This is a genomic window from Acinetobacter sp. NEB149 (assembly GCF_012516415.1).
Taxonomy (GTDB): domain Bacteria; phylum Pseudomonadota; class Gammaproteobacteria; order Pseudomonadales; family Moraxellaceae; genus Acinetobacter; species Acinetobacter lwoffii_V.
Genome location: NZ_CP051208.1, coordinates 2,961,147 through 2,986,719, shown reverse-complemented (window position 1 = coordinate 2,986,719; position 25,573 = coordinate 2,961,147). Strand labels below are relative to the sequence as shown.

Below are 25,573 nucleotides of genomic sequence, written 5' to 3'. Positions count from 1 at the left end.
AAAAAGCGAGCCAGGTGCTCGCTTTTTTCTTAATTAGAACGGTTTAAACCACAAATCTTTGCGGATGGCCTAAATTGGTTAAAGTTGTATAAATTTCTTCTTCGTGTTCGCAAATGATCAGTTTGGCGCGATGCTGTGGCGGTAAAAAACCATCTTCGACGGCACGGTCCAGTTGTGCAATCAAGGCATCATAGAAACCATTCACGTTATACAGCATCATCGGTTTCTGGTGCTGGTTCAGCTGACCCCAGGTGGCAATTTCCAGAATTTCCTCAAACGTACCCAGTCCACCTGGCAAGGCCACAAAGGCACAGGCCCGCTCAGCCATCATAGCCTTGCGTTGATGCATGCTGGTCACCACATGTAATTCAGTGAGCTGGTTATGGGCAATTTCATAATCCAGCATAAATTCAGGAATCACCCCTACGGCTTCACCGCCATGCTGGATCATGGCATCCGCGACCTGTCCCATCAAGCCAATACTGGCGCCACCATAAACCAGCCCGAAACCATGTTCTGCCAATCCTTGCGAGAGATGAATGGCTTTTTCTAAATAAACTGGTTTATTGCCTGCACGTGAACCACAATAGAGAGCCACTAGAGGGCGTGTTGTTTTTGGGGAGTTTTCTTTAAAATAATCTGTCATTTGAATTACGCTTTGCATTTATTTTCTTCACCTTATCATTTTTCTTTCTTGTGACTATAGCTTAATTAACAAATATGACAATTCTGTGTGCGGCTACATTTTCACTGCATTATAGCTAGGCAAAATTCATCGATAAACAGCCATGAAAAAAGGTGAATTTCGATTTGATCTTGCTATACTAAAAATTGGTTTCACAACAATAGAACGAAAATGGGTAGTGGTAGTTGGCCGTGTAACTCTATAAATCGCCGTCAAATAATTGATATTATTCAATATCAAAAATATTATGCTGTTTCATTACAGTCTCGGTTCATTCAATGCAGCAGTCCTGAGTGTCAGGAGCCAAGCGTATGATCTTTGAATGGATGTCGGATCCTTCAGCTTGGGTCGGTTTACTCACATTAATTGTTCTTGAGATTGTACTCGGGATCGACAATCTGGTTTTTATTGCCATTTTGGCGGAGAAACTGCCACCAGAACAGCGTAATGCCGCGCGGATTGTGGGCTTAATGCTGGCCTTGGTGATGCGTTTGATCTTGCTGGCTTCGATTGCCTGGGTGGTGACCCTCACTGATCCACTGTTCCACATTTTTGATCATGCTTTCTCGGGCCGAGATCTGATTCTATTGTTTGGTGGGGTGTTCCTGCTGTTTAAAGGCACCATGGAATTGCATGAGCGTCTGGAAGCCAAACCCGTCATCAAAGAAGAAAATCCGGTCCATGCGGTATTCTGGATGGTTATTGTCCAGATCGTGGTGCTGGACGCCGTATTCTCATTAGACAGCGTGATTACTGCGGTTGGTATGGTCAAAGACCTGTCAGTGATGATGATTGCCGTGATTATTGCCATCGGGATTATGCTCTGGGCATCCAAAGCTCTGATGGATTTCGTCAACAGACATCCGACCGTGGTGATTCTGTGTCTGGGCTTCCTGATGATGATCGGCTTCTCGCTGGTGGTCGAAGGCTTCGGTTTCCATATTCCGAAAGGTTACCTGTATGCTGCAATTGGCTTCTCGGTGATTGTCGAATTTATTAACCAGACCATGAAACGCAATCAGGAAAAAATGGTGACCACCACCGACATGCGCTACCGGACTGCTTCAGCAGTGATGCGGATGCTCGGTGGCAAACCTGCTCAGGACAATGATTCGTCTGAACCGGAAGATGTTCTGGCGACGCGTGCCTTTGCTGATGAAGTCTTTAATGATGAAAACGGCATTTATCACAGTGTCATGGTGCAGGGGGTACTGGGTCTGTCAGAACGTCCGGTCAAGTCGGTGATGACACCACGTCCTGAACTGGAATGGATTGATCTAGATAATGAGCCCGACAGTATCAAAGAACATTTATTGCAAATGAGCCATTCACGTCTGATCGTGGCGCGTAGTGAACTCGATAATATTGCCGGGGTGGTACTGACCCATAAAGTCCTGAACGAATACATTGAAACCGGGGTGCTGGATTTTGAAAAGCACTTACGTGAACCGGTGATCGTGCATGAAAATGCCCAGGTCCTGATGGTGATGGAGCAATTGCGTCAGGCTCCATTGCAAATGGCGATTGTCCTGAATGAATATGGTTCGATTGAAGGGATTGTCACGCCAATTGATATCCTTGAAGCAATTGCCGGTGAATTTCCGGATGAAGATGAGCTGCAAGCTGCTGCAGAAAGTCTGGAAGATGGCAGCCTGATTCTGGATGGTTCCACCGACATCCGTCATGTTTCCTTATTGCTTGATCGTGATCTGGTCAATGAAACTGAAGAATATTCTACCCTGTCCGGCTATGTGCTATTCCATATGGCACGTTTACCGCATAGTGGTGAAAAATTTGAAGCAGATGGACATATCTTTGAAGTGGTTACCATGGACGGCCATAAGATCGATAAAGTGCATATCATTCCGCAGCTTCCTGCACAGGACTAGACTCTAGCCAATATTTGGCCTGTAAAGTTTGCTAAAATAGCCCGCATTGTCGGGCTATTTTTATGGAACTGAAATGTCAGAAGCATGTCCATGTGGACAAGGCGAATATCACAGCTGTTGTCAGCCCTTACATGCAGGACAACGGGTCGCAGAGACTGCGCAGCAACTCATGCGTTCCCGTTATAGTGCCTTCGCGAAGCATGAAATCGATTACATCAAAACCACGACTGCGCTGGGTCAGCAACAGGCGCTGGACCTGCAAGCGATTAGTGATTGGAGTAAAGCCAATCAGTGGTTAAAGCTTGAGATAGTTCAAGCCGATGAAAAATTAGATAAAAATCATGCATTGGTTGAGTTCAAGGCTCATTATCATGATGGTAAGCAGGCACAGATACATCATGAAGTTTCACATTTTGTGAAGCTGGAAGGTCGCTGGTATTTCCTGGATCCGACCACGGATCAGACCCTCGGCATGAAACAGCCCTGTATTTGTGGTTCAGGTAAAAAATTTAAGCAATGTTGTGCCGGATTCTTATAACTTTCACACAGATTTAGCTTAGAATAGCCGCCATCTCAAAGCCTCAGGTGGAAGCAGGGCGATGTTACTGACCGTCATCTATATTATTGCAATTACCGCTGAAGCCATGACCGGGGCACTGTCCGCTGGCCGGCGCAGCATGGACTGGTTTGGCGTGATGATTATTGCCTGTGTTACTGCACTGGGTGGTGGTTCGGTCCGCGATGTTCTGCTCGGACATTATCCCCTGACCTGGGTCAAACATCCCGAATATCTGGTGCTGACCTGTTGCGCAGCCTTCGTCACTATCCTGATTGCCAAATGGATGCGACAGTTACGTAATGTCTTCCTAGTGCTGGATGCCTTGGGCCTCATTGGCTTTACCATTATTGGCTGCCAGATTGCCCTGGAAATGGGACATGGTTTTGTGGTCAGCGCCGTCGCGGGTGTTTTGACCGGAGTGTCTGGCGGGATTTTGCGTGACATTTTATGTAATGACGTGCCGCTGGTGTTCCGCCGTGAACTGTATGCCAGTATTGCCTTTGTTTCAGTGATCTTTTACTGGCTCTGTAGCCACTACGGCTTGTCGCAGGATCTGACCATTTTGTCTACCCTGATTTTTGGTTTTAGCTTACGTCTGATCGCCATCTATTTTGGTCTGGAAATGCCAAAATTCATTTATAAAGATGATGATGAGCACTCGGCATCTTCCAAAGACGAATCTTAATTTTTAAATGTATAAAGTGCGGCAATAAAAATAGCCGCATTCAGCTCAATTCGTAGTATAAAAAATATAAAGCAGCCCACCTGTTGAGAAAGCAGCATCTCCCGTTCCACCTGATCAGAGATTTTTGTTATGGATTTAGTTTCTCGCATACAACGCTTACCGATTGGTAGGTTTCACTACACCTTGCTGGTGGTGATTGGACTGGGCTGGATGTTTGATGCGATGGATACCGGATTGATTTCCTTTATCCTGGCAAAAATGGCTGAAGACTGGCAGATGACTGCCGATCAAAAAAGCTGGGTGGTGTCGATCGGTTTTGTCGGCATGGCGATCGGGGCGATTTGTTCAGGTGGCCTGGCAGACCGTTTTGGCCGTAAAACAGTCTTTGCTGCGACTCTGGTCATTTATAGCTTGGCCACGGCAGCCTGCGCTTTTGCACCGAATCTGACTTGGCTACTAGTATTCCGTTTTATTGTCGGTTTAGGCTTGGGTGGTCAGTTACCCGTGGCCGTAACGCTGGTCAGTGAATATATTCCTGCACATGTGCGTGGCCGTTTTATTGTCTTGCTGGAAAGTTTTTGGGGGCTAGGCTGGCTGGTTGCGGCGCTGGTATCGCGCTTTGTTATTCCTGATTTTGGTTGGCAAACTGCTTTCATGATTGGTGGCCTGCCTGCGCTGTATGCCATTGTAATCTGGAAAATGGTACCGGAATCTATTCCATTCCTGATTAACCGTGGTCGTATAGAGGAAGCTTCGGCACTGGTCAAAAAGATTGAGCGTCAATGTGGCGTTCAAGTCTATGAAATTTTTGAAGTGAAACCCGTTGCAGAGAAGCAGAATATTTCATTTTCACAGTTATGGTCGGGTATTTTTGCACGCCGTACGCTTATGCTCTGGCTGATCTGGTTCGGTATTATTTTCTCTTATTATGGCATTTTTACCTGGTTACCAAGTTTACTGGTCAAAGAAGGTTATAGCATTGTCCAGTCATTTGAATATGTGCTGATTATGATTCTGGCGCAGTTGCCCGGTTATCTGGTGGCGGCATGGCTGGTCGAAAAGCTGGGTCGTAAGCCGACTCTGGCCGGCTTTATCGGTATGTGCGCGATCTCGGCCTATTTCTTTGGCCAGTCGGGTAGTGTTACTGAAATCGTGATTTGGGGCTGTCTGATGTCCTTCTTTAATCTGGGTGCCTGGGGCGTGCTCTACACTTATACCCCGGAACAATATCCGACCAATATCCGTGCCTTTGGTTCAGGCTGGGCTGGTGCAGTAGGCCGGATTGGCGGTATCGCGGCACCTTTTGCAGTAACCCATCTGATGGGCATGCCAAACGGTTTCAGCTATGTCTTTACCATGTTTACGGCAGTTTTGGTCGCTGTCGCGATTGTGATTCTGGTCCTGGGTGAAGAAACCAAAGGCAAGACCCTGGAATCGATGGGCTTATAAAGGAATGAATTTTTAGTTGCTTAGGGCCTATAAAGTGGATATTTTAGGCCATAAGACACAAATTGTCGCGCTGAACGATTTGATGCCCTTGTGTCATCTACAGCCACGACTTAGCATAAGAAACATTGATACAAAAACGAATTATTTAGGACTATAGGTTGTTATGACAAGCCTTGCGCATCATGCGACAGAAAACCGCTCCGTAGCAGAATTTACCGAACAAGCTTATCTGAATTACGCCATGTACGTGATTATGGATCGGGCACTCCCTCATATTAGCGATGGCCTGAAACCGGTACAGCGCCGGATTGTTTATGCCATGAGTGAGCTGGGTCTGAAATGGACCAGCAAACCAAAGAAATCGGCACGTACTGTCGGTGACGTACTCGGTAAATACCATCCGCATGGTGACTCGGCTTGCTATGAAGCCATGGTATTAATGGCGCAGCCATTTAGTTACCGCTATCCGTTTATTGAGGGACAGGGCAACTGGGGTTCACCGGATGATCCGAAGTCTTTCGCAGCGATGCGTTATACCGAAGCCAAGCTTTCCCAGTACAGTGAACTATTACTGTCTGAGCTGGGTCAGGGCACCTGTGAATGGCAGGACAACTTTGATGGTTCGATGAAAGAACCGGTGAACTTGCCGGCACGTGTACCGAATATTTTGCTGAATGGTACCACTGGCATTGCAGTCGGTATGGCCACTGACATTCCACCACATAACCTGCGTGAAGTGGTCAAAGGTACGATTGCGCTGATTCGTAATCCGAACCTGACCGATGAAAAAATCGCAGAATATATTCCTGCGCCAGATTTGCCGACCAAAGCTGAAATTATCACTCCGCCTGCTGAGCTGTTAAAAATTCAGACCACAGGTCGTGGCAGTTATCGCATGCGTGCGGTCTATAGCGTCGATAAAAACGAAATTATTATCACGGAACTACCGTATCAGGTGTCAGGTTCCAAAATCATCACTCAGATTGCCGATCAGATGCAGGCCAAGAAACTGCCTTTGGTCAGCGATGTACGGGATGAATCGGATCATGCCAATCCCACCCGTTTAGTGATTGTATTGCGTTCGAATCGTATTGATGCCGAATCGGTGATGAGTCACTTGTTTGCCACCACCGATCTGGAATCCAGCTACCGCGTCAACATGAACATGATTGGTGCGGATGGCCGTCCACAGGTGAAATCGATTCGTCGTATTTTACTGGAATGGATTGAAATCCGTAAAACCACGGTAACACGCCGTCTGCAATATCATCTGAACAAGATCGAAAAACGCCTGCATATTCTTGGTGGTCTGATCATTGCTTATCTGAATATTGATGAAGTGATTCAGATTATCCGTGAAGAAGATCAACCAAAGCCGGTACTGATGCAGCGTTTTAACATTGACGAGATTCAGGCCGAAGCGATTCTGGAACTGAAATTGCGTCATTTGGCTAAGCTTGAAGAAATGGAAATGCGCCGTGAACAGGAAGAACTGGAAGCAAAAGCGGCAGTAATTCGTGAACAATTGGCCAATCCGGAATCTTTAAAAAGCCTGATCATTTCTGAGCTGAAAGACGATGCCAAGAAATTTGGCGATGATCGCCGTTCGCCAATCGTACAACGTGCCGAAGCTGCTGTGATCAATGAAACTGAAATGTTGCCGGCCGATCCGGTGACAGTAGTGTTATCAGAAGCTGGCTGGATTCGCTGTGCCAAAGGTCATGAAGTCGATGCAGAAAATCTGAATTTCCGTGCGGGTGATCAGTACTTGAGTCATGCACAGGGCAAATCCAATCAACGCGTTTATGTAATAGATGACACTGGGCGTAGCTATGCCTTGGCCATCAATACGCTGCCGTCTGCGCGTGGTCTCGGCGAACCGCTCAGTTCAAAACTGTCTCCAGGCAGCGGGGTCGGTTTTAAACAGGTTCTGGTGGCAGAGGATGAAACTGAAATTCTAGCAGCAAGCAACAAAGGCTATGGCTTTAAAACCCAGGCCAAGCAGCTGGATACCAGTGCCAAAGCCGGAAAAGCTTTCCTGAATTTATCTGAAGGGGCAGAGGTCATGAACCTGCAGCCGCTCGAAGATGCTACACATGTTGCACTGCTCAGTTCAGCAGGACGTCTGTTGATTGTCGATTTAGCAGAATTACCTGTATTGAATAAAGGTAAAGGAAATAAATTGATACAACTTGAAGATGGTGATCAAATTTTGTCCATGACACTATTGAAGCTTGATGAAATAATTCAAGTGCTTGCAGGACAACAGCAGTTAAAATTAAAAGGGGATGATTTGCGCAAATATATCGGCAAGCGCGGTGCAAAAGGACAGCTTTTACCACGCGGATATCAAAAAGCAAATAAACTGTTGATTCAAAGATAAGACTAGCATCCATCCTGCGAAATACGTTATATATGAACAACGATTCAACAAGATGGATGCAATATTACACATATACAAGTCTAAAAATGGCGTGTGATATTGAAAAAAACAGTTGAAATACTAAGGATTATGATTGGAGAGATGGCCATTATGGAAAAAATTTGGTTTGCTGAATACCAAAAAACAGGGATTCCAGAAACAGTAGAATTACCAGCAGAAAATACTTCTCTAGTAGATGTTTTTGAGCGTAATTTCCAAAAATTCGGCTCGCGTGATGCCTTTATCTTTATGGATAAGGCAATGACTTTCAATGAACTGGAAGAGGCGAGCCGTAAGTTTGCAACTTATCTACAAAGCTTGGGGTTGGCAAAAGGTTCACGTGTGGCAGTGATGATGCCAAACGTTCTTCAGTATCCGGTTGTGGCACTTGGGGTGTTCCGCGCAGGTTTGGTACTGGTCAACGTGAATCCACTCTACACATCGCGTGAACTTGAGCATCAATTGAATGACTCAGGTGCTGAAGTACTGGTGATTATTGAAAACTTTGCTTCTGTTTATCAAGCGATTATTGGTAAAACACCGGTGAAACATGTCGTGGTCGCTTCTGTCGGTGACATGCTGGGTGCCTTGAAAGGAACTTTGGTAAATTTTGTCTTGCGTTCTGTGCGCAAGCAAATTCCAGCTTGGGATATTCCAGGCCATGTGAGATTTAATGCGGCGTTATCTAAAGTTAATCCAAGTAACTATAAACGCCCTGAATTGACCCTTAGCGATACAGCAGTTCTTCAATACACAGGTGGTACCACAGGCGTATCTAAAGGCGCTGAACTGACACATCGTAACCTGGTTGCGAACATGCTGCAGTGTGACGGCATCTTCCAGAGTAAATTTGGTGCGCAAGATGGCCAGCCAGATGACCGTATTTTCTGTGCTTTGCCGCTTTATCATATCTTTGCATTCATGGTATGCGCACTTTACGGTATGTACAAAGGTCAGGCGAATGTTCTGATTCCAAACCCGCGTGATTTACCTGCGGTGATGAAAGAGCTACGTAAATACCAGCCGACTTTCTTCCCGGCAGTGAACACATTGTTCAATGCACTGGTAAACAATGAAGAGTTCAAGCAACTTGATCATAGTAAACTGAAAATGGCGATGGGCGGCGGTATGGCGGTACTTCCTTCTACTGCAGCAGCATGGAAGAAAGTTACCGGAACCAATATCGTTGAAGGTTATGGCTTGTCTGAAACTTCTCCGGTGGCAACAGCAAACCCACCTGCGTCTGAAGAATTCAGTGGCACTATTGGTATTCCATTACCATTGACTGAAGTGGCTATTCTGGATGATGAAGGCAATGAAGTTCCACTGGGTGAGCAAGGTGAAATTTCAATCCGTGGTCCTCAGGTCATGAAAGGCTATTGGAACCGTCCAGATGAAACTGAAAAAGTCATGGTGAATGGTTTCTTCCGTACCGGTGATATCGGTGTCATGGATTCACGTGGTTATGTGAAAATCGTAGACCGTAAGAAAGACATGATTCTAGTGTCTGGTTTTAACGTCTACCCATCTGAGATTGAAGAAGTTGTAGCAACTCATCCAAAAGTACTGGAAGTGGCTGCGATTGGTGTGCCTGATGAAAAATCAGGTGAAGTGCCAAAACTGTTTGTCGTGAAAAAGATCCGTCTTTAACCACAGAAGAAGTTTTAGCATTCGCTAAAGAAAACCTGACCGGTTATAAACGTCCACGTTATGTCGAGTTTATGGATGAATTGCCAAAATCAAACGTAGGTAAAATCCTGCGTAAAGATTTACGTAAAACAGCCTAATACCTATAAGAAAAAAAGCGCCGTCAGGCGCTTTTTTTAATTTGGACTTTTTATTTTTTCATTAACCAGCGATCAAAATAAGGACGACCTACACCAACTACTCCCAAGAAGATAAACATGGTGCCAAACTGGCGAGTAAATCCGGTTTGATTAAAGCTGCCATAACTTAGAATGTTATCGACCAAGCAATACACCAGAATCGCGACCAGCCAGTGCCAGAGTGGCGTACGCTTGATACCTACGAAATAAAAGGCAATCCATAAAATGGCAAAGGTGAAGATCGGCGACCAGATATTCATATTGGCACAAATGACAGCCATCAGAAATGCCACAATCGGCAGCACAATTTTTAATACGCGATCCACTTGACGTTGATGCTGGCGTTGTTTCTCGAGGACATCGAACATTTCATTTTGATCAGGTGCGACCATAGTGAATCCTTAACAAGTAATAAAAAGCACTCTATTTAACAAAATTTATTCACGAAATGCCATGCTATGATACAGATAAAATTTTCATGAGAAAAAACAGATGCACAGCATTAGTGGGGTTATTTATCTCATTTTGGCCGCTTGTCTTTTGCCTTATGTATTTACATTGATTGCAAAAAAATCAGCAGGCTTCAGCAGCAAAGACAATCAGAATCCACGGGCATTTTTAGAAAAGTCTTCAGGCTTGGCCAGTCGCGCCAATGCTGCCCAGCAGAATAGCTTTGAAAGTTTGCCACTCTTTATTGCTGCGATCTTGATGGCAGAGTACATGGTGATATCACAAGATTTGGTCATGATTTTTGGTGTGGCTTATCTGGTTTTTCGTGTGTTGTACGGAATCTGCTATCTGGCCAACTGGGCGACTTTACGCTCTATCGTATGGTTGCTCTCGATGTTATGTCCTGTGACCTTATTGCTGCTGATCATCAAGTTGGTTTAAGTCATCAGGTCTGCGGACATATTTACAGTTCGATATTTTAAAATCCAAAAAATCTTTAAAAACCGTTATAATTGTCGCGGTTTTTTAAAAGATATAACTTGTTAAAGAGTGATGCTATGAGCTACAGCAATATCCCAGCGGGTAAAGATGCGCCAAACGATATCTATGTGATCATCGAAATTCCTGCAAATGCAGCACCAATCAAATACGAAATCGATAAAGATTCTGATGCGTTATTTGTAGACCGTTTCATGGGTACAGCAATGTTCTACCCAGCAAACTACGGTTATGTACCAAACACACTATCGCTTGATGGTGATCCATTAGACGTACTGGTTGTAACGCCTCATCCAGTAGAGCCAGGTTCTGTGATTCGTTGCCGTCCTGTCGGTAAATTGAACATGGAAGATGACGGTGGTGTTGATGCGAAACTGGTTGCAGTTCCACATGACAAACTGACTCCAATCTACAAAGATGTTCAGGAATATACTGATCTTCCTCCATTGTTGATTAGCCAGATCGAACATTTCTTCCAGCACTACAAAGATTTAGAGCCAGGAAAATGGGTCAAGCTCAGTGGTTGGGAAGGTGCTGATGTTGCGAAACAAGAAGTTATGAGCTCAATCGAAGCTTATGCAGAAGCAAACAAATAATTGCTTTCTGTGGTCTAGGCTTTAAAATTTTAAAGCCTAGAATAAAAAAAACCTGCACAATGTGCAGGTTTTTTTATGGCTTGAAATTCGTGTGAATTAGAATAATTTCACAGGAATGTCTAACCAGATACGCCATTCGTTAGTGTCACCAATGTAGTTTCCGTATTGGTATTCATCACTCGCACGGTAGTATGAGTGACGTACACGTAAGCTGGTGTCTTTAGCAAAACCAGATTGAACTGTATATTTTACCTGATTAAAGAATTCACGTTCTTGAGCATCACTAGTGATTAATTGAGAGCGATCATTTTGATTAGCAACATCAATATCCCAACCATATACAAATGCAGAAGTCCAAGATAGACCAGGAACATTCATTGCACTGAAATCATAAGTGTATTGAAGCTGTGCTGATTTTTCATCATTACCAATGAAGTCAGACAGGTATGAGTTCGGCATATAAATGGTTTGATGACCATCACCTACACCTTGACCTAAACCATAGTCATAACCTGTATTACCTGTATTTTGTTGGTAAGCTAGCATGACATTGTGTGGACCTTTATTATAGGTCGTAGAAATTGCCCAAATATTGTTGCTTAACTTATTTAGATCATTTGTGGTATGCGAATAAGTGTATGCACCACCATCTGACTTTTTATCCCAATCAGTATGATAGCCACTAAAGTCATGAGTTAAAGTACTACCATTCGCCAATGCATAACTATAGTTTGCATTAACATAATGACGCTCTAGGCGGTCTTTAATGTCTGTACCATAGTAAGAAGCATTCACTGCATCATTAAATTTGTATTTTGCACCCCAAACTATTGCGCGATCCAATTCATTACCATCAGATTTGATCTGGCTTGAACGCTGGTTTTCAGTAAATTTACCAGCAACGAGGCTTAAGTTTTCGATTTCATTACTTTCAACCAATACACCTGTAAAGTATTCAGGTACTAAACGCGCAGTATTGCTTGCAAGTACAGGTAAGTCTAAAACCTGAGTACCATAAGTAGCAGTCGTGTTTGAAACACGTGCTTTTACATATGCGCCGCCACGTGCCCAATGATCATAAGCTGAACCATCCGGATGTTGAGGAATCATGTCATTACCGGCATGTGCATTTTCACCCAATTTGAAAGATGCATCACCGATAATACCGGCACCAAAGCCGACTACACCTTTGGTAAAACCAGAGTCTAATTTAACGATCGCAGTCTGAGCAGCTGAACTTGTATCATTAACAACTTCACGTGCACCGGTTTGATTGTCGTTATAGTTTGTTTTATCGCGGTGCAAATAGCCGGTACGGAAAAGTACAGAACCTTCAGCGTCTTCTACAAAACCTTTCGATTCGCTTTGCTCGCTAGCGAAAGCGGTAGAAACCAAAGCAGCCTGAATCAAAACTGTTAATGTTAATTTTTTTGAATTTTGCATTGGGAAGAGAGCCTTATACAAATTGATCGGAATTTTTTAGGAATTGTATAAGAATTGCTGAAAAAATGTCATTTTTTATTGGATATATTCCACTAAAGTTTAGATTTTTTTAACTCAAATTAAACAATAGCAAGGATTTGAGGTGGTTAATTTCTGACCTATCGGTAAAAAGTGAGTAAAAACATAATCCTATTGGAAGATATAAATGATATTTCTGAAGTAGTGAAATAAACATGATCAGCTTTTTTATTTTAGAATGTGCAAAAATTTGATCAAAAATTACGCACTATTTTTTAGCACAAATTTTAGTCATTCTAAAAATATAGGACTTACGCATTGACGGATTCAAAAAAGTATTAAAATAGTTTATAAAGTATCTGTGATCAGACGAACTAAACATGCTTCTACAGCAACTTGTACATTACCCATTTATATGGGCTTTCTCATGACAGAACCGAACTCTATTAGCTGCACACAACTTGCCGAGACTTATAATATCTCGCATGATAGTGTAAATCGCTTTCTAGAGCGTGAAGACTACACACCTCACGACCTATATCAAGAAGCAATTCAACATATTGATAATAATAAACTTATAGTCAGTATTGATGATACTGTTTTAGATAAACCATATAGTCAACATATGGACTTGGTTAGCTATTTTTGGTCAGGCAAACACCACCGATCCGTCAAGGGGATTAATCTCATTACCTTGTATGCGACAGATCAGAATGGTCAAAATATTCCAATTAATTTCCGAATTTATGACAAATCTGAGGGTAAAACCAAGAATGATTACTTTATGGATATGTTAAGTGAAGTACTTAGTTGGGGTGCAAAGATTCAATTTATTACAGGTGATAGTTGGTATTCATCGACTGCAAATCTAAAAACCATAAGAAAACATGGTATTCGATTTATGTTTGGTATCGACTGTAACCGTAAGGTTTCCCCTGAAAAAGGACAATGGTTTCAACTGCGTTTATTGCCGAATTTCCATCAGGGTCAAGTGGTCTGGCTCAAAGATTTTGGCTTTGTACAATTATTTAAGACTCAGTTAAAAGAACAGCAGAGGTTTTATATTGTGTATCAAGATGAAGATGATTTATTGTCCTTTGAGGGTTTTCATGAATTACATTCAAGTCATTGGAAAATAGAACAATATCACCGAGTGATTAAACAGGTTTGTCATATTGAAAAGTTTCAAGTAAGACGGTCTAAACTGATTTTGAATCATATTTTTTCAGCCTTAATGGCCTACGTTGAGATACAAAAGAACCAGTTTGAGGGGATCTTTGAAAATGTATATCGTTGGCAGAAGAAATTATTTAGACCAATGATCAAAAACTTCATTGATGACTTTATTCTCGATAAAAATCATCTGCTACCACAGAGAGTCTATAAATAACAGTGCGTAAGTCCTAAAATAGAATCAAAATGGGGCAAATTGTAAATGATTATGTATAATTATTAAAAAAGTGAAGAAATACCCTTAAATACATTTATTTAAGAGAAAGCCTAGATAATTCAGTTTTTCATAATTTAAATTTTAATTTAAAAACAATGATTTAAATTTTATTTGTCTTTTTAGATTTATTATTTTGGTTCCTTTTATCCAGATTGGCATAGCTCTTGCAAATTTTGAGCTTGAGTTTAATCAATGATCATAAAAACGTCTCAGACGATCTGGGGGAGCCACACAATGAAATTAACATTAAAAGTATTATCTCTTGCTTTATTGGGCGCTGTATCTTCTTTTACTTTTGCCGAAGAACCTGTTGCTGAACATACGGTATCTGGAAATATAAGCGTACTTTCAAGCTATAACCTGCGTGGTATTACTAACATTCCTGAAAATAGCGGCGCTACCTTACAAGGTGGACTCGATTATAACCATGCGTCTGGCTTCTATGCAGGTTGGTGGGGATCTACGCTAGATTACCCTTTGTCTGAAGAAGGACGTGATGCTTTCGAAAATAACTTCTATGCTGGCTATAGCCACGCAGTCAATGATGACTTAGGTTTAACGATCGGTACGACCTACTATTATTATTATGAATCTGATGTCAATTCTGATGGATTTGAGCTGTTATTGGGTATGAGCTATAAAGATTTGGGCGTTACAGCACAAACCCTTCTTGAAGATACCACTTGGGGCAATGCAGGTGATACCTATTTAAAAGCCACTTATAGCTATGCTTTACCACAAGATTTCAGCTTGGATACAGCTTTAGGCTTATATGCTTATGAAAAATCAGGTGACTTTATTGAAGGAACTACAGAAAGTTTCGGTTTCCGTCATTTTGACATCGGTTTAAGCAAGCCACTTGGTGACACAGGTGTAACTGCAAGCATGAATTATATCTTGGGTGGTTATGACCGTTTTGATGAAAAACAAAAGAATAAAGTCGTATTCGGACTGGGTTATAGCTTCTAATTCTCTTTAGATAAAAAGGCGACCTTAGGTCGCCTTTTTTAATGACCTAAATCTGCTGCTGCCCGCGATAAGACAGGGCTTCCGAAAGATGCTGACTTTGAATATCTGCACTTTGATTTAAATCGGCAATGGTGCGTGCGACACGCAAGACCCGATGATAGCCACGTGCGGATAAATTCAGTTTTTGCTGAGCCATTTCAAGCATATTCTGAGCAGACTGATCTAATGCGGCATATTGCTCTAGCTGTTTTGGACTCAGACTCATATTCAAGGTATTTTGCCGTTGCATCTGAATTTCATAGGCTGCAATGACGCGTTGTCTGACCGTTTCTGAGCTTTCTGTAGGCCGATTGTCCTGTAACTCATGCGCCTGTAATGGTGGTACATCAATATGTAAATCAATCCGATCCAGCAACGGGCCTGAAATCCGGTTCTGATAGCGTTTAATACTTTCCGGTGAACATTGGCAGCGGATATCCTGATTAAAGGCATAACCACACGGGCAGGGATTCATGGCGGCCACCAACTGGAAATTGGCGGGAAAAGTAATCTGGCGTGATGCCCGGGAAATGACAATTTCCTTTGCTTCCAAAGGCTGACGTAGAACTTCCAGCACTTTGCGGTCGAATTCTGGTAGCTCGTCCAGAAATAAAACCCCTAAATGTGCCAGAGTAATTTCTCCTGGCTTGGGGTATGAGCCGCTGTCATTTACAGCAATAGAATAGAGTGGCATTATAGATAATCAATAGGTTGTCACTCTAATTTCACACAATTAAATTAGATTATTTATACAAATAGATAAGAGTGGCTTACAAAATTACACTAATAAGCACGAGTGCCTGAATGGTGAATTTTTTATGAAAAAATTGAGTGAAGAATACTTGCCTGTTAGAAAAGCTCAAACTGTTTATGGGAGTATTTCTGGAAATTATGCTTTTAGAGGTGAAAAAACCATATGGTTTGAATCAACACTTGAGCGTGATTTCATACTTAAACAAGAATTTAATAACAATGTGATTGATGTTATAGGTCAACCTGTAGTTATCCCCTACATCACTGAATTGGGTAATCAATCAACCTACACCCCTGACTTTTTGGTGCAGTTTTCAAGCTCGAATTGTGATGATTTTGAGGATTTTCCAGTACCAATGCTCATCGAAATTAAGCCTAAGAAAAAGCTTGTTGAGGACTGGGATAAGTTAAAACCAAAATTTAGAGCAGCGCACCGTTTTGCTGCTGATAAAGGATGGAAGTTTAAAATTATCAGCGAAACAAGATTATATGATCAGTATTGGGAAAATATAAATTTTTTAAGAAAGTTTAGGCGCTCTCATGTAGATGCCGTTGATCAACAACTATTACTCGATACCCTACAAAAGTTAGGTCAATCAACAATTAATCAATTACCTGCTCATATTTTTAAAGATAAAACCAATGTTTTAAAAGGGATTCACCAAGTTTGGGCACTAGTGGCAAAGCGAATGATTGCTTGTGATTTGTATTGCCCTTTAACGGCTGAAACAGTGATATGGGTGAACCAAAATGATGCGTTTGTGAGGAGTATCTAAATGATTGAATCTAATGCTGTCAGTATTGATCGTAGCCGTATCTCACTTAAACCCAATGTGGTTGTTGGTTATGAGGGAAAACCCTATAAAATTGTGAATGTTTTAAATGCCAATGACATTGTTATATCTAGTCTGGATTCGGTACGTAGTCTACAGGTCAATGCTAAAAGTTTGACCGTTTTTGACGGAGAAAATACGCTAACTGAAAATCTAAATAAAGGTGATCAGGATATCAGTAATGAAGCTTGGCAAATTGCTTTACAACGTTATGAGATTATTAAGCCTTTGATTGAGTATTCAACGACTGAACTGGTCGAAAATAGGGCGAATGAATATGATGTGAATCGTTCAACATTGTGGAAATGGCTTAAAGATTATCGGGAAAATAATTCTCTAATGGCGTTGATTCCCAAAAAACGAGGTTGGACAACTGAAAAATCAAGGTTATCACCTCAAGTGAGCAATATCATTAAACAAGCCATCAATGATGAATATTTGAATGCGAAGAAACCAAGTATTTCCAAAACGATTGAAATTGTAAAAGCAGAGTGTTCTCGGCTTCAACTTGAAGCACCGCATGAAAACTCTATTCGTAGAAGAATTGAGGCTTTAAATGATTACCAAGTAACGAAAGCACGTCTTGGATCAAAAGCTGCAATAGATAAATTTAAGGCTGCTGCGGGTTCATTTCCAAATGCTGATTACCCTTTGGCATATGTGCAGATTGATCATACTCCTCTAGATATTGAAATCGTGGACGATGAGTTTAGAGAAGCGATTGGAAAACCTCACTTAACCTTGGCAATTGATGTTTTCAGTCGGATGATCGTAGGATATTACCTATCACTAGAAGCGCCAAGTACGACTTCAGTGGCGATGTGTATAGCATCTTGTATTTTGTCAAAAAAACGTAAGTTGATCGAACTGGATATTGATGCTGAATGGCAAGTCGAAGGGATCATGGACTCAGTTCATACAGATAATGGGTCAGATTTTAGAACTAATCACATCAGTAAAGCTTGTCTAAAGTATGGGATTCATTGGGAATACCGACCAATTGGCGGTGCAAGGTTTGGCGGTCACATCGAGCGTATGCTTGGTATCGTCAATCTTGAAATGCATGTATTGGATGGTACAACTTTTTCAAATGTGCAACAGCGAGGAACTTATGACTCCGCTAAACAAGCCTGTATGACATTAAAGGAACTTGAATACTATATCGTGTATTGGATCACCAAAGTTTATCATCAGAAGAAACATTCCGCTTTAGGAACATCCCCAATAGTTAAATGGGAAGAAGGTGTTTGGGGAACGAAGATGACAGCAGGAACGGGTTTGAAAGAACGTGTATCTGATGAAGATACCTTATTTATTGATTTTCTACCTGAATTTGAAGCGACCATTCAGCGTACAGGGGTGCAAAAAGATAACTTATTCTATTTTGCTGACTGTTTAAGAAAATGGGTTAATTCCATTGATCTAGAAGACAGTAGTCGAAAGCGCAAAAGAAAATTTTTATTTAAACGTGATCCGAGGGATATTTCACAGATTTGGTTTTATGAACCATTTTCTAATACTTATTTTAAAGTACCTACTGCAAAACGAGAGATACCACCAATTAGCTTATTTGAATATAGGCAGGTTCAGAACTATCTCAAAAGTGAGCGTCAGGATGTTCAGAATCAGGATGAAATTTACAAGGCGATTTTACATCTACGTGAACAGCTTAATCAGGCTCGAAGCTTGACTCGAAAGCAACGTCGCTCAAACCAAAGAAAAAAGGAAAATGAAAAAGCCATCACTCAGCTTTCCGAACAGAATCAGTCTAAAAAGACGGTAGTTTCTGAAAGCCTTCAGACAAGTGATGATTTGTGGAGTACTCCTCTAACTGCATTTGATGATTTAAGGTGATGTGATGGAAAAATATGAACATCTTGCAGAGCATGTACTTGAAATCATGCAATTAAGCGATAGTGAACGGATTGAGACCTTATTTACTGATCGATGGATTGGCTATAAGAAAGCCATTACCATTATGAACACATTGACCGATATTTTGAATCGTCCTAGGAAGCTAAGGCCCGAATGCTTGTTGATTGTTGGTGACTCCAATATGGGTAAAACAACCATCATTTATGAGTTTGCTAGACAGTATTATACAAAAACCGTAAGTGATGCCGACATGGATTTATTGTCAGTGATCAAACCTGTTTTACCAATACTTGCTCCTGCAAAAGCCAATGTTAAAGAACTCTACATCAACATTTTAAATCACTTCTTTGTGCCATTTCGGGCAAGTGATCCTGAAGCTAAATTACGAAATCAAGCCGTACACTTGATGCGTAAGTATGAAACAAAAATGTTAATTATCGATGAAATTCATAATTGTTTAACAGGTTCAGCCAAATTGCTTCCTGAAGTCATGAATACGCTCAAGAACCTCAGCAATGAATTGAGTCTGAATATCGTAGGTGTCGGTACCCGTGAAGCAATCACCATATTGCATACCGATCCGCAATATGCCAGTCGTTTTGATGTGGTGAATTTACCCAAATGGGAACTTAATCAAGATTTTTTAAGATTATTAGTGAGCTATGTTCGACTATTGCCATTAAAAAACAGTCTAATCTTGCATCTAAAGAGATAGCTACGTTGATTTTTGAGGTGTCAGGTGGAAATCTGGGGGATTTAAATCGATTACTGGTGGAGTGTGCCAAAGAAGCCATTTTACAAGGTGAAGAAGAAATTACCTATGACATCGTACATAAGTTTAAATGGCTTAAGCCGACTGAGGGTTTGAGAAATATCAGAAATATAAATCTTAGCATGAGTTAAATCTGCAAAATTATTATAGGGAGGTGAATATGAGTCAACTTGATCAACGTTGGTATATCAGAACGCCCATTCAACAAGGGGAAATATTTTCATCATGGTTGATTCGTTCAGCCTTAGATGTAGGTTGTTCTCCTATGGTTCTTGTTGAGGCTTTGTGGGGGAAATGGAGAGCTTTAACGATTGATTTAGACAAAGGAGTAGATGCAGAAAAGTTTGATACGCTGTTATCTCATAGTGTTGAGTCAAAGCAGAATATACAGCAATCGATGTTGAGTAGCTTTATTTCTCAGATATACCAAAATTACGATCCAAAGCAAAATATTCCTTGGGTTTTATCACTAGGTATACGCAATCGTTCAAATACATCAGGTCGTCAAGTGTGTGTGGAATGCTTAAAAAGTCGTGAAGATCCGCCTTATTTACGTTTAATATGGCGTATGGGGTGGCATTGTAGTTGTGTTCAGCATCAGGTAAGTTTAATCGACCATTGCCCTGAATGTGGTGCGACGATCCAACCATTTAAAACAGATTTAGAACATGGTTGCTTGGCGATCTGTACAGTCTGCGGTTTTGATTTAAGGTATTTTGAGGGAAGCAAAAATATCAATTTAAACGCTTTAAACTTCCAAAATAAAGCAGAGCAAGTCTTAAATCAAAAAGTTAGTTTTTATAATCAATCACGCGTTACTTCTCAAGAATGGTTTGAAATTGCTCGTGCATGGCTCAGTGAGATCAGGTTTTTAGTTAATACACCCAATAAAAATATGATTCAATTGTTTGAAAGTTTTGGTATAAATTTACATCTTCCATATCCAATTACCCCATTAGCATTTGAATATCTGAATACGCAGGAACGAATAGTTTTGCTTTCGATATTGGATCAGATAATGGAAATTCCATGTGATTTATTGGTACAGCGTTCAAAGGAATACGGAATCAGTCATGCAAACTTTTGGGATAAGCGTAAGAAGTTGCCTGTTCAGCTTCAGCAGATGAAAGATTTAATGATTAAGCCTACAAGGCGTTATCCTATCTTTCGTGCAGAGACAACTGTTGCCAAGCCAAAATCCAAAGCCAGTGTACAACGTCAATGGTTAAATTTATTAAGAAGAAGTAATCGTGGAGTTGGGCATATTGACTGAAAACATTATTGAACATTACTGTTATGGTTGTAATCAGCCCGTTTCTTTCATAAAAAAACGATATAAAGGCAAGAAATATTGTTCGACTTGTTATGCTCGTATATTTAAAAGACGCACATGTCCAAGTTGTGGTGACTTTGCTCGACTCCCTAGAGATAATGAACAAGCTATTTGTAATGAATGTATTAAGAAACAACCTTGTATTCGATGTAATCAGACGAATAAGCCAATAGGTAAGCTGACCGAATATGGTGCGGTGTGTAATAGTTGTTCTGTGTATTTTAGACCTATTGAGACTTGTGAACGATGTGGTACACCATCACAAAAATTGACCCGAATTTCACGATTTAATGATGATCTGAGAGTATGTTCAAAATGTGCGACAAGAGATTATGAGACATGTCCATCGTGTCAGAAACATCGGCTATTAGAATCTGATGCATCAGGACAAAAAGCGTGTAAAAAATGTAGAGATAATGCTGAGAAATCCTGTAAAGCATGTCATTGTATGATTGCAGCAGGTTGTGCTGATTTATGTGCTGATTGTTATTGGCATCAAAATTTATGGAATAAATTTGATCAAAATCATAATGCATTTGAGTCTACTTACTTAAAACAGCAGTATGAGAGCTATACAGACTGGTTAGAAAAAAAATTGGATCTCATAAAGCTGCATTATATATAAATAAACATACACATTTTTTTATGAAAACCGAAATAGATTGGAATAAATCTGTGCCTACACCAAAGCAGTTATTAGCAAGGTTACGAAGTAGTGGGCTTAGAAAATTTGAATTGGTGATGCAATGGCTTAAAGAAGTACATGACATTCAAATAGATATGTATAACAAAAAAAGTTGCTCAGAACGAGATCAGATGGAAAAGCTTGTGCAAAGTATTTTACAACCATCTTTGGCTTATGATGTTGTACTGGAATACAAGAATAAATTAGAAGAAAAAATCAAACGAGGTGATACCTCAATACGTTCAGCTCGGTTGGCTGTAAAGCCTGCTGTGGCGTTGATGTTATCAATGGGTCAAGAAAGTACTCGATTACCAAACTTGGAGCATATCAAAGCTTATTTGGCTGATTATTCGGGTCAAGCTGCTGCACTAACTGGATTCATTAACTTTTTAAATGAGAATTACGGTACTTCTATTGATTATTTAAAATTGAAAAAATCTGATTTTTTAAAGACTAAACAAAAGAAAAAACTAGAAATGGAACTTGTTGTACTTACCCAAACTGATTTAAGTGACAGTGAGCTTATCCTAGGTTGGGTCAGAAATGGACTTAGGTATTTTCATCAACTTCCTTACATTGATGCCCTAAAGATTAAAACGGAAATGATTACAGAAATAGAAGATGGTTATGATGTAAGATTTAATGGGCATTCATATTGGTTACCAAAACCCATAGAGCTTCAAAAAAAATAATTAGCCATTTGTTTTATCGGTAGAATCGTTATCAAAACATCTTTCTTAAACTTTGTAGGGGTAGAGTATGAATAGCACTCTAAAAATACTCTAATAGCCCTGTTTAATAGATAAATCAAACAAATAGGTAGCGATTTCATCTACTGTTGCTCCTACTTGGACATATATTCATATTTCATCTGGACATTTTTTTCTACTTTAGTGTTAAATAAGGCTACATAAAGTCGTGAAACATGAAAAATCCAATCGGTAGTGGTTGGGCTGTCTATTGTGTAATAAGTTATTGATTTATATTAGATATAATGGGTAATTTTGTATAGCATGTATTATGTTAATTTTAGGAAAACTATATAGTTATCACGAAGTATATTTCAAAAAAATAATCAGATTGAAAAACAATAATTAAGAAGTAAAATCATGTTAATTCTTAAACAGTCATGATAGTAATAATGAGCATTATAAAAAGTTTTTCTGTTGGTAATGGCGACATGTTTTATATAAAGCATAACAGTGATAATTTTACCATTATTGACTGTTATCTAAAGATGGATAATAAAGATCAAATTATTGAAGAAATAAAAGAACAATCCAAAGCAAAAACATTATCAAGATTTATTTCAACACATCCAGATGAAGATCATTTTGGAGGGATACATTGGCTAGATGATGTGAAACCAATTCAAAACTTTTATGTTGTAAAAAATAATGCTATCAAAAGCGTGGAAACAGATTCATTCAAAAGATACTGCAAATTAAGAGATGATAAAGAAAAAGCTTACTATATAGAAAAAGGTTGCACTCGTAAGTGAATGAATTTAAAAGATGAAAATAGAGGCAGTTCTGGTATTTCTATACTCTGGCCAAATTTACAAAATGCTGAATTCCAAAAAGCACTAGAAGAATGTAATCAGGGAAACGCTTTCAATAATTTATCAGCTGTTATTCGTTATGACGCAGATTCAAATCCCAAGTGCAACACATTTGTAGTTAGTTGAAAAAGTTAGGTGTATTCATAGAATCATTAGACTTTTTCAACTCGCAATTGGAAAGCACACAATGAAGAAATACACCCAACTTTCTCAAGATGAAAGATACGAAATTTATGCTACTTTGAAAAGTAAAAGTTCAATCGCTACCCTTGCTCGGGAATTAGGACGTTCACGATCAACCATCTACCGTGAATTAAAAAGAAATACTGGGCAACGTGGATATAGAGCTCAACAGGCAGCTAAATTTGCAAGTCAAAGACGCTACCGTCCTTCATCATCAATGACAGCATTTGCCTTCGCTTATATTGATTATTTGATTGGTTTGGACTGGTCACCCGAACAAATTTCAGGTGCTTTAACACAACGCGGTTGGCTGGATGTACCTTCACATGAGTGGATTTACCAGTACATTTATGAAGATAAATCAAAAGGCGGTAAACTTCATCTACATTTAAGGCATCAGAAGAAATATCGAAAACGCGGTTACAAAAACACGGATCGTAGGGGTCAAATCATTGATAAAACAAGTATTCACTGCCGAGACCAGGTCATTGATCAACGACAACGTTTAGGAGATTTCGAAGGTGACACGGTGATTGGTAAACATCATAAAGGTGCTTTATTGACTCTCGTTGATCGAAAGAGCCTGTATGTACATATTGTTCATTTAGGGCCAACAAGAGCGTCCTCTCAAACGATTACTTGTGCATTAGATCGTTTACAAATGAGCCATGCTTATAGTGTGACATTTGATAATGGCAAAGAATTTTCCGAACACAAAAGAATTACTGATGCTGGCATAGAGACGTATTTTGCTGATCCTTACAAGTCTATTCAGCGAGCTAGAAATGAAAATACGAATGGTTTAATCCGTCAATATCTGCCAAAATCATCATCGTTTGATGGCGTGTCAAACGAACAAATAGAGCAGATAGAATTTGCACTCAACCATCGTCCTAGAAAAACACTAGGTTGGTATACACCGAGTGAAGTTATGGCTGGTTTTTATACTGTTGCACTTGCCGCTTGAATCCGCCTGAACAAACTGATGGAGCAAGTGTACTTTGGTTAGGTGACTTAGAAACTGAGTTTATGGAATCAATCATAGATGATATTAACTTAACAAAAACTACAATTGTATTTGCAGCACATCATGGAAGGGAATCAGGAAAAGTACCTGACTGTTGGTTAGAAAAGTTAGATCCACAAATTATTGTGATTGGTGAAGCTAAATCACGCCATCTTCACTACTATACTGGATATCAAAAATTAACCCAAAATAGAGCAGGTGATATCACGATGGAATTGGTTGGTAATAAAGTTCACTTTTATTCATCTAAGCCTGAATATACACCAACAGCAGAACTAGACTTTGATTATCAAGATAGATTTGAAAATTATTTTGGAACTATAACTGTCGAAACTGAATACACTTTATAAGATTAGGGGAAATATAAGTATCCATTAAAAAGTAAACATGTATTCTTTTCCGAATTGGTTTGATACTTTCTCCACCCATTGCTCTATTTTGTCAGCTGTCATGACTTGAAAATCTCGCCAATAATATTTCATCTGCTTCCATACCATCTCGATTCGATTTAACTCAGGGCTATAAGCTGGAATAAAATACAGATTCGTCGAAAAGTTAGTTTTAAGTAGCTCTCTGTAATCAGCCATCTTTTTACTTCTATGAATCGAGGCATTATCAACAATAAGAACCAATGGAAGGTTATATGTCTGTTTTACTTGTTGAGCTATTCCAGTTAAATAGGCATAAAACCAAGTACTTGTCACTGACTCTTGTAAACAGCTTGTCACCAGTTTCCCCGTTGAAAGCAAACACCCCATGACATTAACTCGTTTTAATCTTATTGCATCAACCGCATGAACATCACCTATCTTTGTCCACGCATAGCGGTTATCAGGTGTAGATGAAAATCCTGTTTCATCAACATAACCTAATATAATTTCACCACGTGCCGCTTGCTCTCGTAATTCTTCAATCTGCTGTGTTGCTTGTTCAAATGCAATCGGATCTCTTTTTTTTCAAGCTATGACGGGTACGCTTGAAGACCATACCTGAATCACGTAAAAACTTACGAATGGTTTCAACAGACACGGACACTTCGTATTCTTCATGTAGTTTGACTCGGATTTGTTCTGCATTGAGTGGACTTGTATTGACCCAATCTAGGATTTTCGCCTGATAGTCTGAGATCAATGTATTGGGTCGACCTGAGCGATGACCTTCTTTAATCGATTCAAGCTCATACAATTCCCAACGTCGGCGTTGTAGCCTTATGGTTTCTGGGATACGTTCTTGTAGAGTGGCAACTTCCGCAACACTTTTACCTTCGGAAAGCCAGAGAATAGTTTGGGCACGTTGCCTTTCACGCCAATGTTTTGCATGCTTGACCAGAAAAATGAGTCGTTCTCGCTGTTCTAAACTAAGTGGTACAGAAACAATTCTAGGCATGTGTGAACATCTGTTAACTAAAAAAACCTTTTCGCATCATTAGTTATTTTTGTCAACTTAGTGAATCTACCGGACTATTTTGATCAATACTCACTTTCTGCACGAGTAAGACCAGCATTATTTATTGTGTTACCGATAATATTAACTGCATACATTCTATTTGAACCACTGAGAACATTACTAGGTT

20 protein-coding genes and 4 pseudogenes are annotated in these 25,573 nt (G+C 40.2%); 18 read left to right on the top strand and 6 right to left on the bottom strand.

Going from position 1 to position 25,573, the window contains the following annotated elements; genetic code table 11:
• Window positions 1–43: 43 nt before the first annotated feature.
• Window positions 44–664 carry a TIGR00730 family Rossman fold protein gene (locus tag HGD77_RS14445; RefSeq protein ID WP_004281026.1) on the bottom strand — a complete coding sequence of 207 codons (621 nt, stop codon included), beginning with the start codon at window positions 662–664 and terminating at the stop codon, window positions 44–46.
• A 332-nt stretch (window positions 665–996) separates the two neighbouring features.
• Between HGD77_RS14445 and HGD77_RS14440 the strand changes: the two genes are divergently transcribed.
• From HGD77_RS14440 to HGD77_RS14415, 6 genes and pseudogenes are all read left to right on the top strand, one after another.
• Complete coding sequence (locus HGD77_RS14440; protein WP_004644891.1) at window positions 997–2,574, top strand: TerC family protein; 1,578 nt, start codon at window positions 997–999, stop codon at window positions 2,572–2,574.
• Window positions 2,575–2,647: 73 nt separating this feature from the next.
• Complete coding sequence (locus HGD77_RS14435; protein ID WP_004644892.1) at window positions 2,648–3,112, top strand: YchJ family protein; 465 nt, start codon at window positions 2,648–2,650, stop codon at window positions 3,110–3,112.
• A gap of 61 nt (window positions 3,113–3,173) precedes the next feature.
• Window positions 3,174–3,818, top strand: coding sequence for a trimeric intracellular cation channel family protein (locus HGD77_RS14430; protein WP_004644893.1), 645 nt, complete (start codon window positions 3,174–3,176; stop codon window positions 3,816–3,818).
• A 129-nt stretch (window positions 3,819–3,947) separates the two neighbouring features.
• The gene (locus tag HGD77_RS14425) at window positions 3,948–5,267 is read left to right on the top strand and encodes an MFS transporter (protein WP_004281032.1); all 1,320 of its coding nucleotides are present in this window, start codon (window positions 3,948–3,950) and stop codon (window positions 5,265–5,267) included.
• Window positions 5,268–5,430: 163 nt separating this feature from the next.
• Window positions 5,431–7,650 (top strand): DNA topoisomerase IV subunit A, encoded by a 2,220-nt coding sequence (gene parC / locus HGD77_RS14420; RefSeq protein WP_005101519.1) that lies wholly within the window; start codon window positions 5,431–5,433, stop codon window positions 7,648–7,650.
• A 150-nt stretch (window positions 7,651–7,800) separates the two neighbouring features.
• Window positions 7,801–9,476, top strand: a pseudogene (locus tag HGD77_RS14415) (AMP-binding protein).
• 50 nt (window positions 9,477–9,526) lie between these two features.
• On the opposite strand, the gene HGD77_RS14410 reads toward HGD77_RS14415, so the two are convergent.
• Complete coding sequence (locus HGD77_RS14410; RefSeq protein WP_005101515.1) at window positions 9,527–9,907, bottom strand: hypothetical protein; 381 nt, start codon at window positions 9,905–9,907, stop codon at window positions 9,527–9,529.
• Window positions 9,908–10,007: 100 nt separating this feature from the next.
• Between HGD77_RS14410 and HGD77_RS14405 the strand changes: the two genes are divergently transcribed.
• A complete protein-coding gene (locus HGD77_RS14405; RefSeq protein WP_005101513.1) occupies window positions 10,008–10,406 on the top strand; it encodes an MAPEG family protein in 399 nt (132 codons plus the stop codon).
• A 116-nt stretch (window positions 10,407–10,522) separates the two neighbouring features.
• Window positions 10,523–11,059: an inorganic diphosphatase gene (gene ppa / locus HGD77_RS14400; RefSeq protein WP_004732536.1), complete on the top strand. Its 537-nt coding sequence runs from the start codon at window positions 10,523–10,525 to the stop codon at window positions 11,057–11,059.
• Window positions 11,060–11,155: 96 nt separating this feature from the next.
• Here the strand turns inward: ppa and HGD77_RS14395 are convergent, their stop codons facing one another.
• Complete coding sequence (locus HGD77_RS14395) at window positions 11,156–12,502, bottom strand: OprD family outer membrane porin (RefSeq protein ID WP_005101512.1); 1,347 nt, start codon at window positions 12,500–12,502, stop codon at window positions 11,156–11,158.
• A 379-nt stretch (window positions 12,503–12,881) separates the two neighbouring features.
• Between HGD77_RS14395 and HGD77_RS14390 the strand changes: the two genes are divergently transcribed.
• Window positions 12,882–13,910: a transposase gene (locus HGD77_RS14390; protein WP_080591915.1), complete on the top strand. Its 1,029-nt coding sequence runs from the start codon at window positions 12,882–12,884 to the stop codon at window positions 13,908–13,910.
• A gap of 294 nt (window positions 13,911–14,204) precedes the next feature.
• On the top strand, window positions 14,205–14,939 hold the full coding sequence (locus HGD77_RS14385) for a TorF family putative porin (protein WP_004732532.1): 735 nt from the start codon (window positions 14,205–14,207) through the stop codon (window positions 14,937–14,939).
• A 46-nt stretch (window positions 14,940–14,985) separates the two neighbouring features.
• Here HGD77_RS14385 and HGD77_RS14380 read toward each other — a convergent pair.
• Window positions 14,986–15,639, bottom strand: a pseudogene (locus HGD77_RS14380) (ATP-binding protein); the annotation flags it as partial.
• A gap of 157 nt (window positions 15,640–15,796) precedes the next feature.
• Here HGD77_RS14380 and HGD77_RS14375 point away from each other — a divergent pair.
• From HGD77_RS14375 to HGD77_RS14340, 8 genes and pseudogenes are all read left to right on the top strand, one after another.
• Window positions 15,797–16,507 carry a TnsA endonuclease N-terminal domain-containing protein gene (locus HGD77_RS14375; protein ID WP_168730918.1) on the top strand — a complete coding sequence of 237 codons (711 nt, stop codon included), beginning with the start codon at window positions 15,797–15,799 and terminating at the stop codon, window positions 16,505–16,507.
• A complete protein-coding gene (locus tag HGD77_RS14370) occupies window positions 16,508–18,418 on the top strand; it encodes a Mu transposase C-terminal domain-containing protein (RefSeq protein ID WP_168730917.1) in 1,911 nt (636 codons plus the stop codon).
• Window positions 18,419–18,422: 4 nt separating this feature from the next.
• Window positions 18,423–19,342 (top strand): annotated as a pseudogene (locus tag HGD77_RS14365) (TniB family NTP-binding protein).
• 29 nt (window positions 19,343–19,371) lie between these two features.
• Entirely contained in the window at window positions 19,372–20,484 is a 1,113-nt protein-coding gene (locus HGD77_RS14360; RefSeq protein ID WP_168730916.1) for a TniQ family protein, read from the top strand.
• Window positions 20,477–21,921, top strand: a pseudogene (locus HGD77_RS17065) (transposase). The gene HGD77_RS14360 and the pseudogene HGD77_RS17065 overlap by 8 nt, the downstream one beginning before the upstream one ends.
• A 449-nt stretch (window positions 21,922–22,370) precedes the next feature.
• A complete protein-coding gene (locus HGD77_RS14350; RefSeq protein ID WP_216077185.1) occupies window positions 22,371–22,730 on the top strand; it encodes an MBL fold metallo-hydrolase in 360 nt (119 codons plus the stop codon).
• 247 nt (window positions 22,731–22,977) lie between these two features.
• On the top strand, window positions 22,978–23,940 hold the full coding sequence (locus HGD77_RS14345; protein WP_168730915.1) for an IS30-like element IS18 family transposase: 963 nt from the start codon (window positions 22,978–22,980) through the stop codon (window positions 23,938–23,940).
• Complete coding sequence (locus HGD77_RS14340; RefSeq protein ID WP_216077184.1) at window positions 23,937–24,350, top strand: hypothetical protein; 414 nt, start codon at window positions 23,937–23,939, stop codon at window positions 24,348–24,350. Before HGD77_RS14345 ends, HGD77_RS14340 begins: the two co-directional genes overlap by 4 nt.
• A gap of 24 nt (window positions 24,351–24,374) precedes the next feature.
• Here HGD77_RS14340 and HGD77_RS14335 read toward each other — a convergent pair whose 3' ends face one another.
• Complete coding sequence (locus tag HGD77_RS14335) at window positions 24,375–24,914, bottom strand: IS630 family transposase (RefSeq protein ID WP_225554437.1); 540 nt, start codon at window positions 24,912–24,914, stop codon at window positions 24,375–24,377.
• Between the two features lie 16 nt (window positions 24,915–24,930).
• Entirely contained in the window at window positions 24,931–25,386 is a 456-nt protein-coding gene (locus tag HGD77_RS14330; RefSeq protein WP_004730277.1) for a helix-turn-helix domain-containing protein, read from the bottom strand.
• Between the last annotated feature and the right edge of the window lie 187 nt (window positions 25,387–25,573).

Excerpts from the sequence above, each read along its gene's own strand:
- HGD77_RS14370 (WP_168730917.1), top strand. The coding sequence starts at position 16,508 with ATGATTGAATCTAATGCTGTCAGTATTGATCGTAGCCGTATCTCACTT.
- HGD77_RS14410 (WP_005101515.1), bottom strand. The coding sequence starts at position 9,907 with ATGGTCGCACCTGATCAAAATGAAATGTTCGATGTCCTCGAGAAACAA.
- ppa (WP_004732536.1), top strand. The coding sequence starts at position 10,523 with ATGAGCTACAGCAATATCCCAGCGGGTAAAGATGCGCCAAACGATATC.
- HGD77_RS14375 (WP_168730918.1), top strand. The coding sequence starts at position 15,797 with ATGAAAAAATTGAGTGAAGAATACTTGCCTGTTAGAAAAGCTCAAACT.
- HGD77_RS14395 (WP_005101512.1), bottom strand. The coding sequence starts at position 12,502 with ATGCAAAATTCAAAAAAATTAACATTAACAGTTTTGATTCAGGCTGCT.
- HGD77_RS14405 (WP_005101513.1), top strand. The coding sequence starts at position 10,008 with ATGCACAGCATTAGTGGGGTTATTTATCTCATTTTGGCCGCTTGTCTT.
- HGD77_RS14430 (WP_004644893.1), top strand. The coding sequence starts at position 3,174 with ATGTTACTGACCGTCATCTATATTATTGCAATTACCGCTGAAGCCATG.
- HGD77_RS14330 (WP_004730277.1), bottom strand. The coding sequence starts at position 25,386 with ATGCCTAGAATTGTTTCTGTACCACTTAGTTTAGAACAGCGAGAACGA.
- HGD77_RS14440 (WP_004644891.1), top strand. The coding sequence starts at position 997 with ATGATCTTTGAATGGATGTCGGATCCTTCAGCTTGGGTCGGTTTACTC.
- HGD77_RS14360 (WP_168730916.1), top strand. The coding sequence starts at position 19,372 with ATGAGTCAACTTGATCAACGTTGGTATATCAGAACGCCCATTCAACAA.
- HGD77_RS14435 (WP_004644892.1), top strand. The coding sequence starts at position 2,648 with ATGTCAGAAGCATGTCCATGTGGACAAGGCGAATATCACAGCTGTTGT.
- HGD77_RS14445 (WP_004281026.1), bottom strand. The coding sequence starts at position 664 with ATGCAAAGCGTAATTCAAATGACAGATTATTTTAAAGAAAACTCCCCA.
- HGD77_RS14425 (WP_004281032.1), top strand. The coding sequence starts at position 3,948 with ATGGATTTAGTTTCTCGCATACAACGCTTACCGATTGGTAGGTTTCAC.
- HGD77_RS14345 (WP_168730915.1), top strand. The coding sequence starts at position 22,978 with ATGAAGAAATACACCCAACTTTCTCAAGATGAAAGATACGAAATTTAT.
- HGD77_RS14350 (WP_216077185.1), top strand. The coding sequence starts at position 22,371 with ATGAGCATTATAAAAAGTTTTTCTGTTGGTAATGGCGACATGTTTTAT.
- parC (WP_005101519.1), top strand. The coding sequence starts at position 5,431 with ATGACAAGCCTTGCGCATCATGCGACAGAAAACCGCTCCGTAGCAGAA.
- HGD77_RS14385 (WP_004732532.1), top strand. The coding sequence starts at position 14,205 with ATGAAATTAACATTAAAAGTATTATCTCTTGCTTTATTGGGCGCTGTA.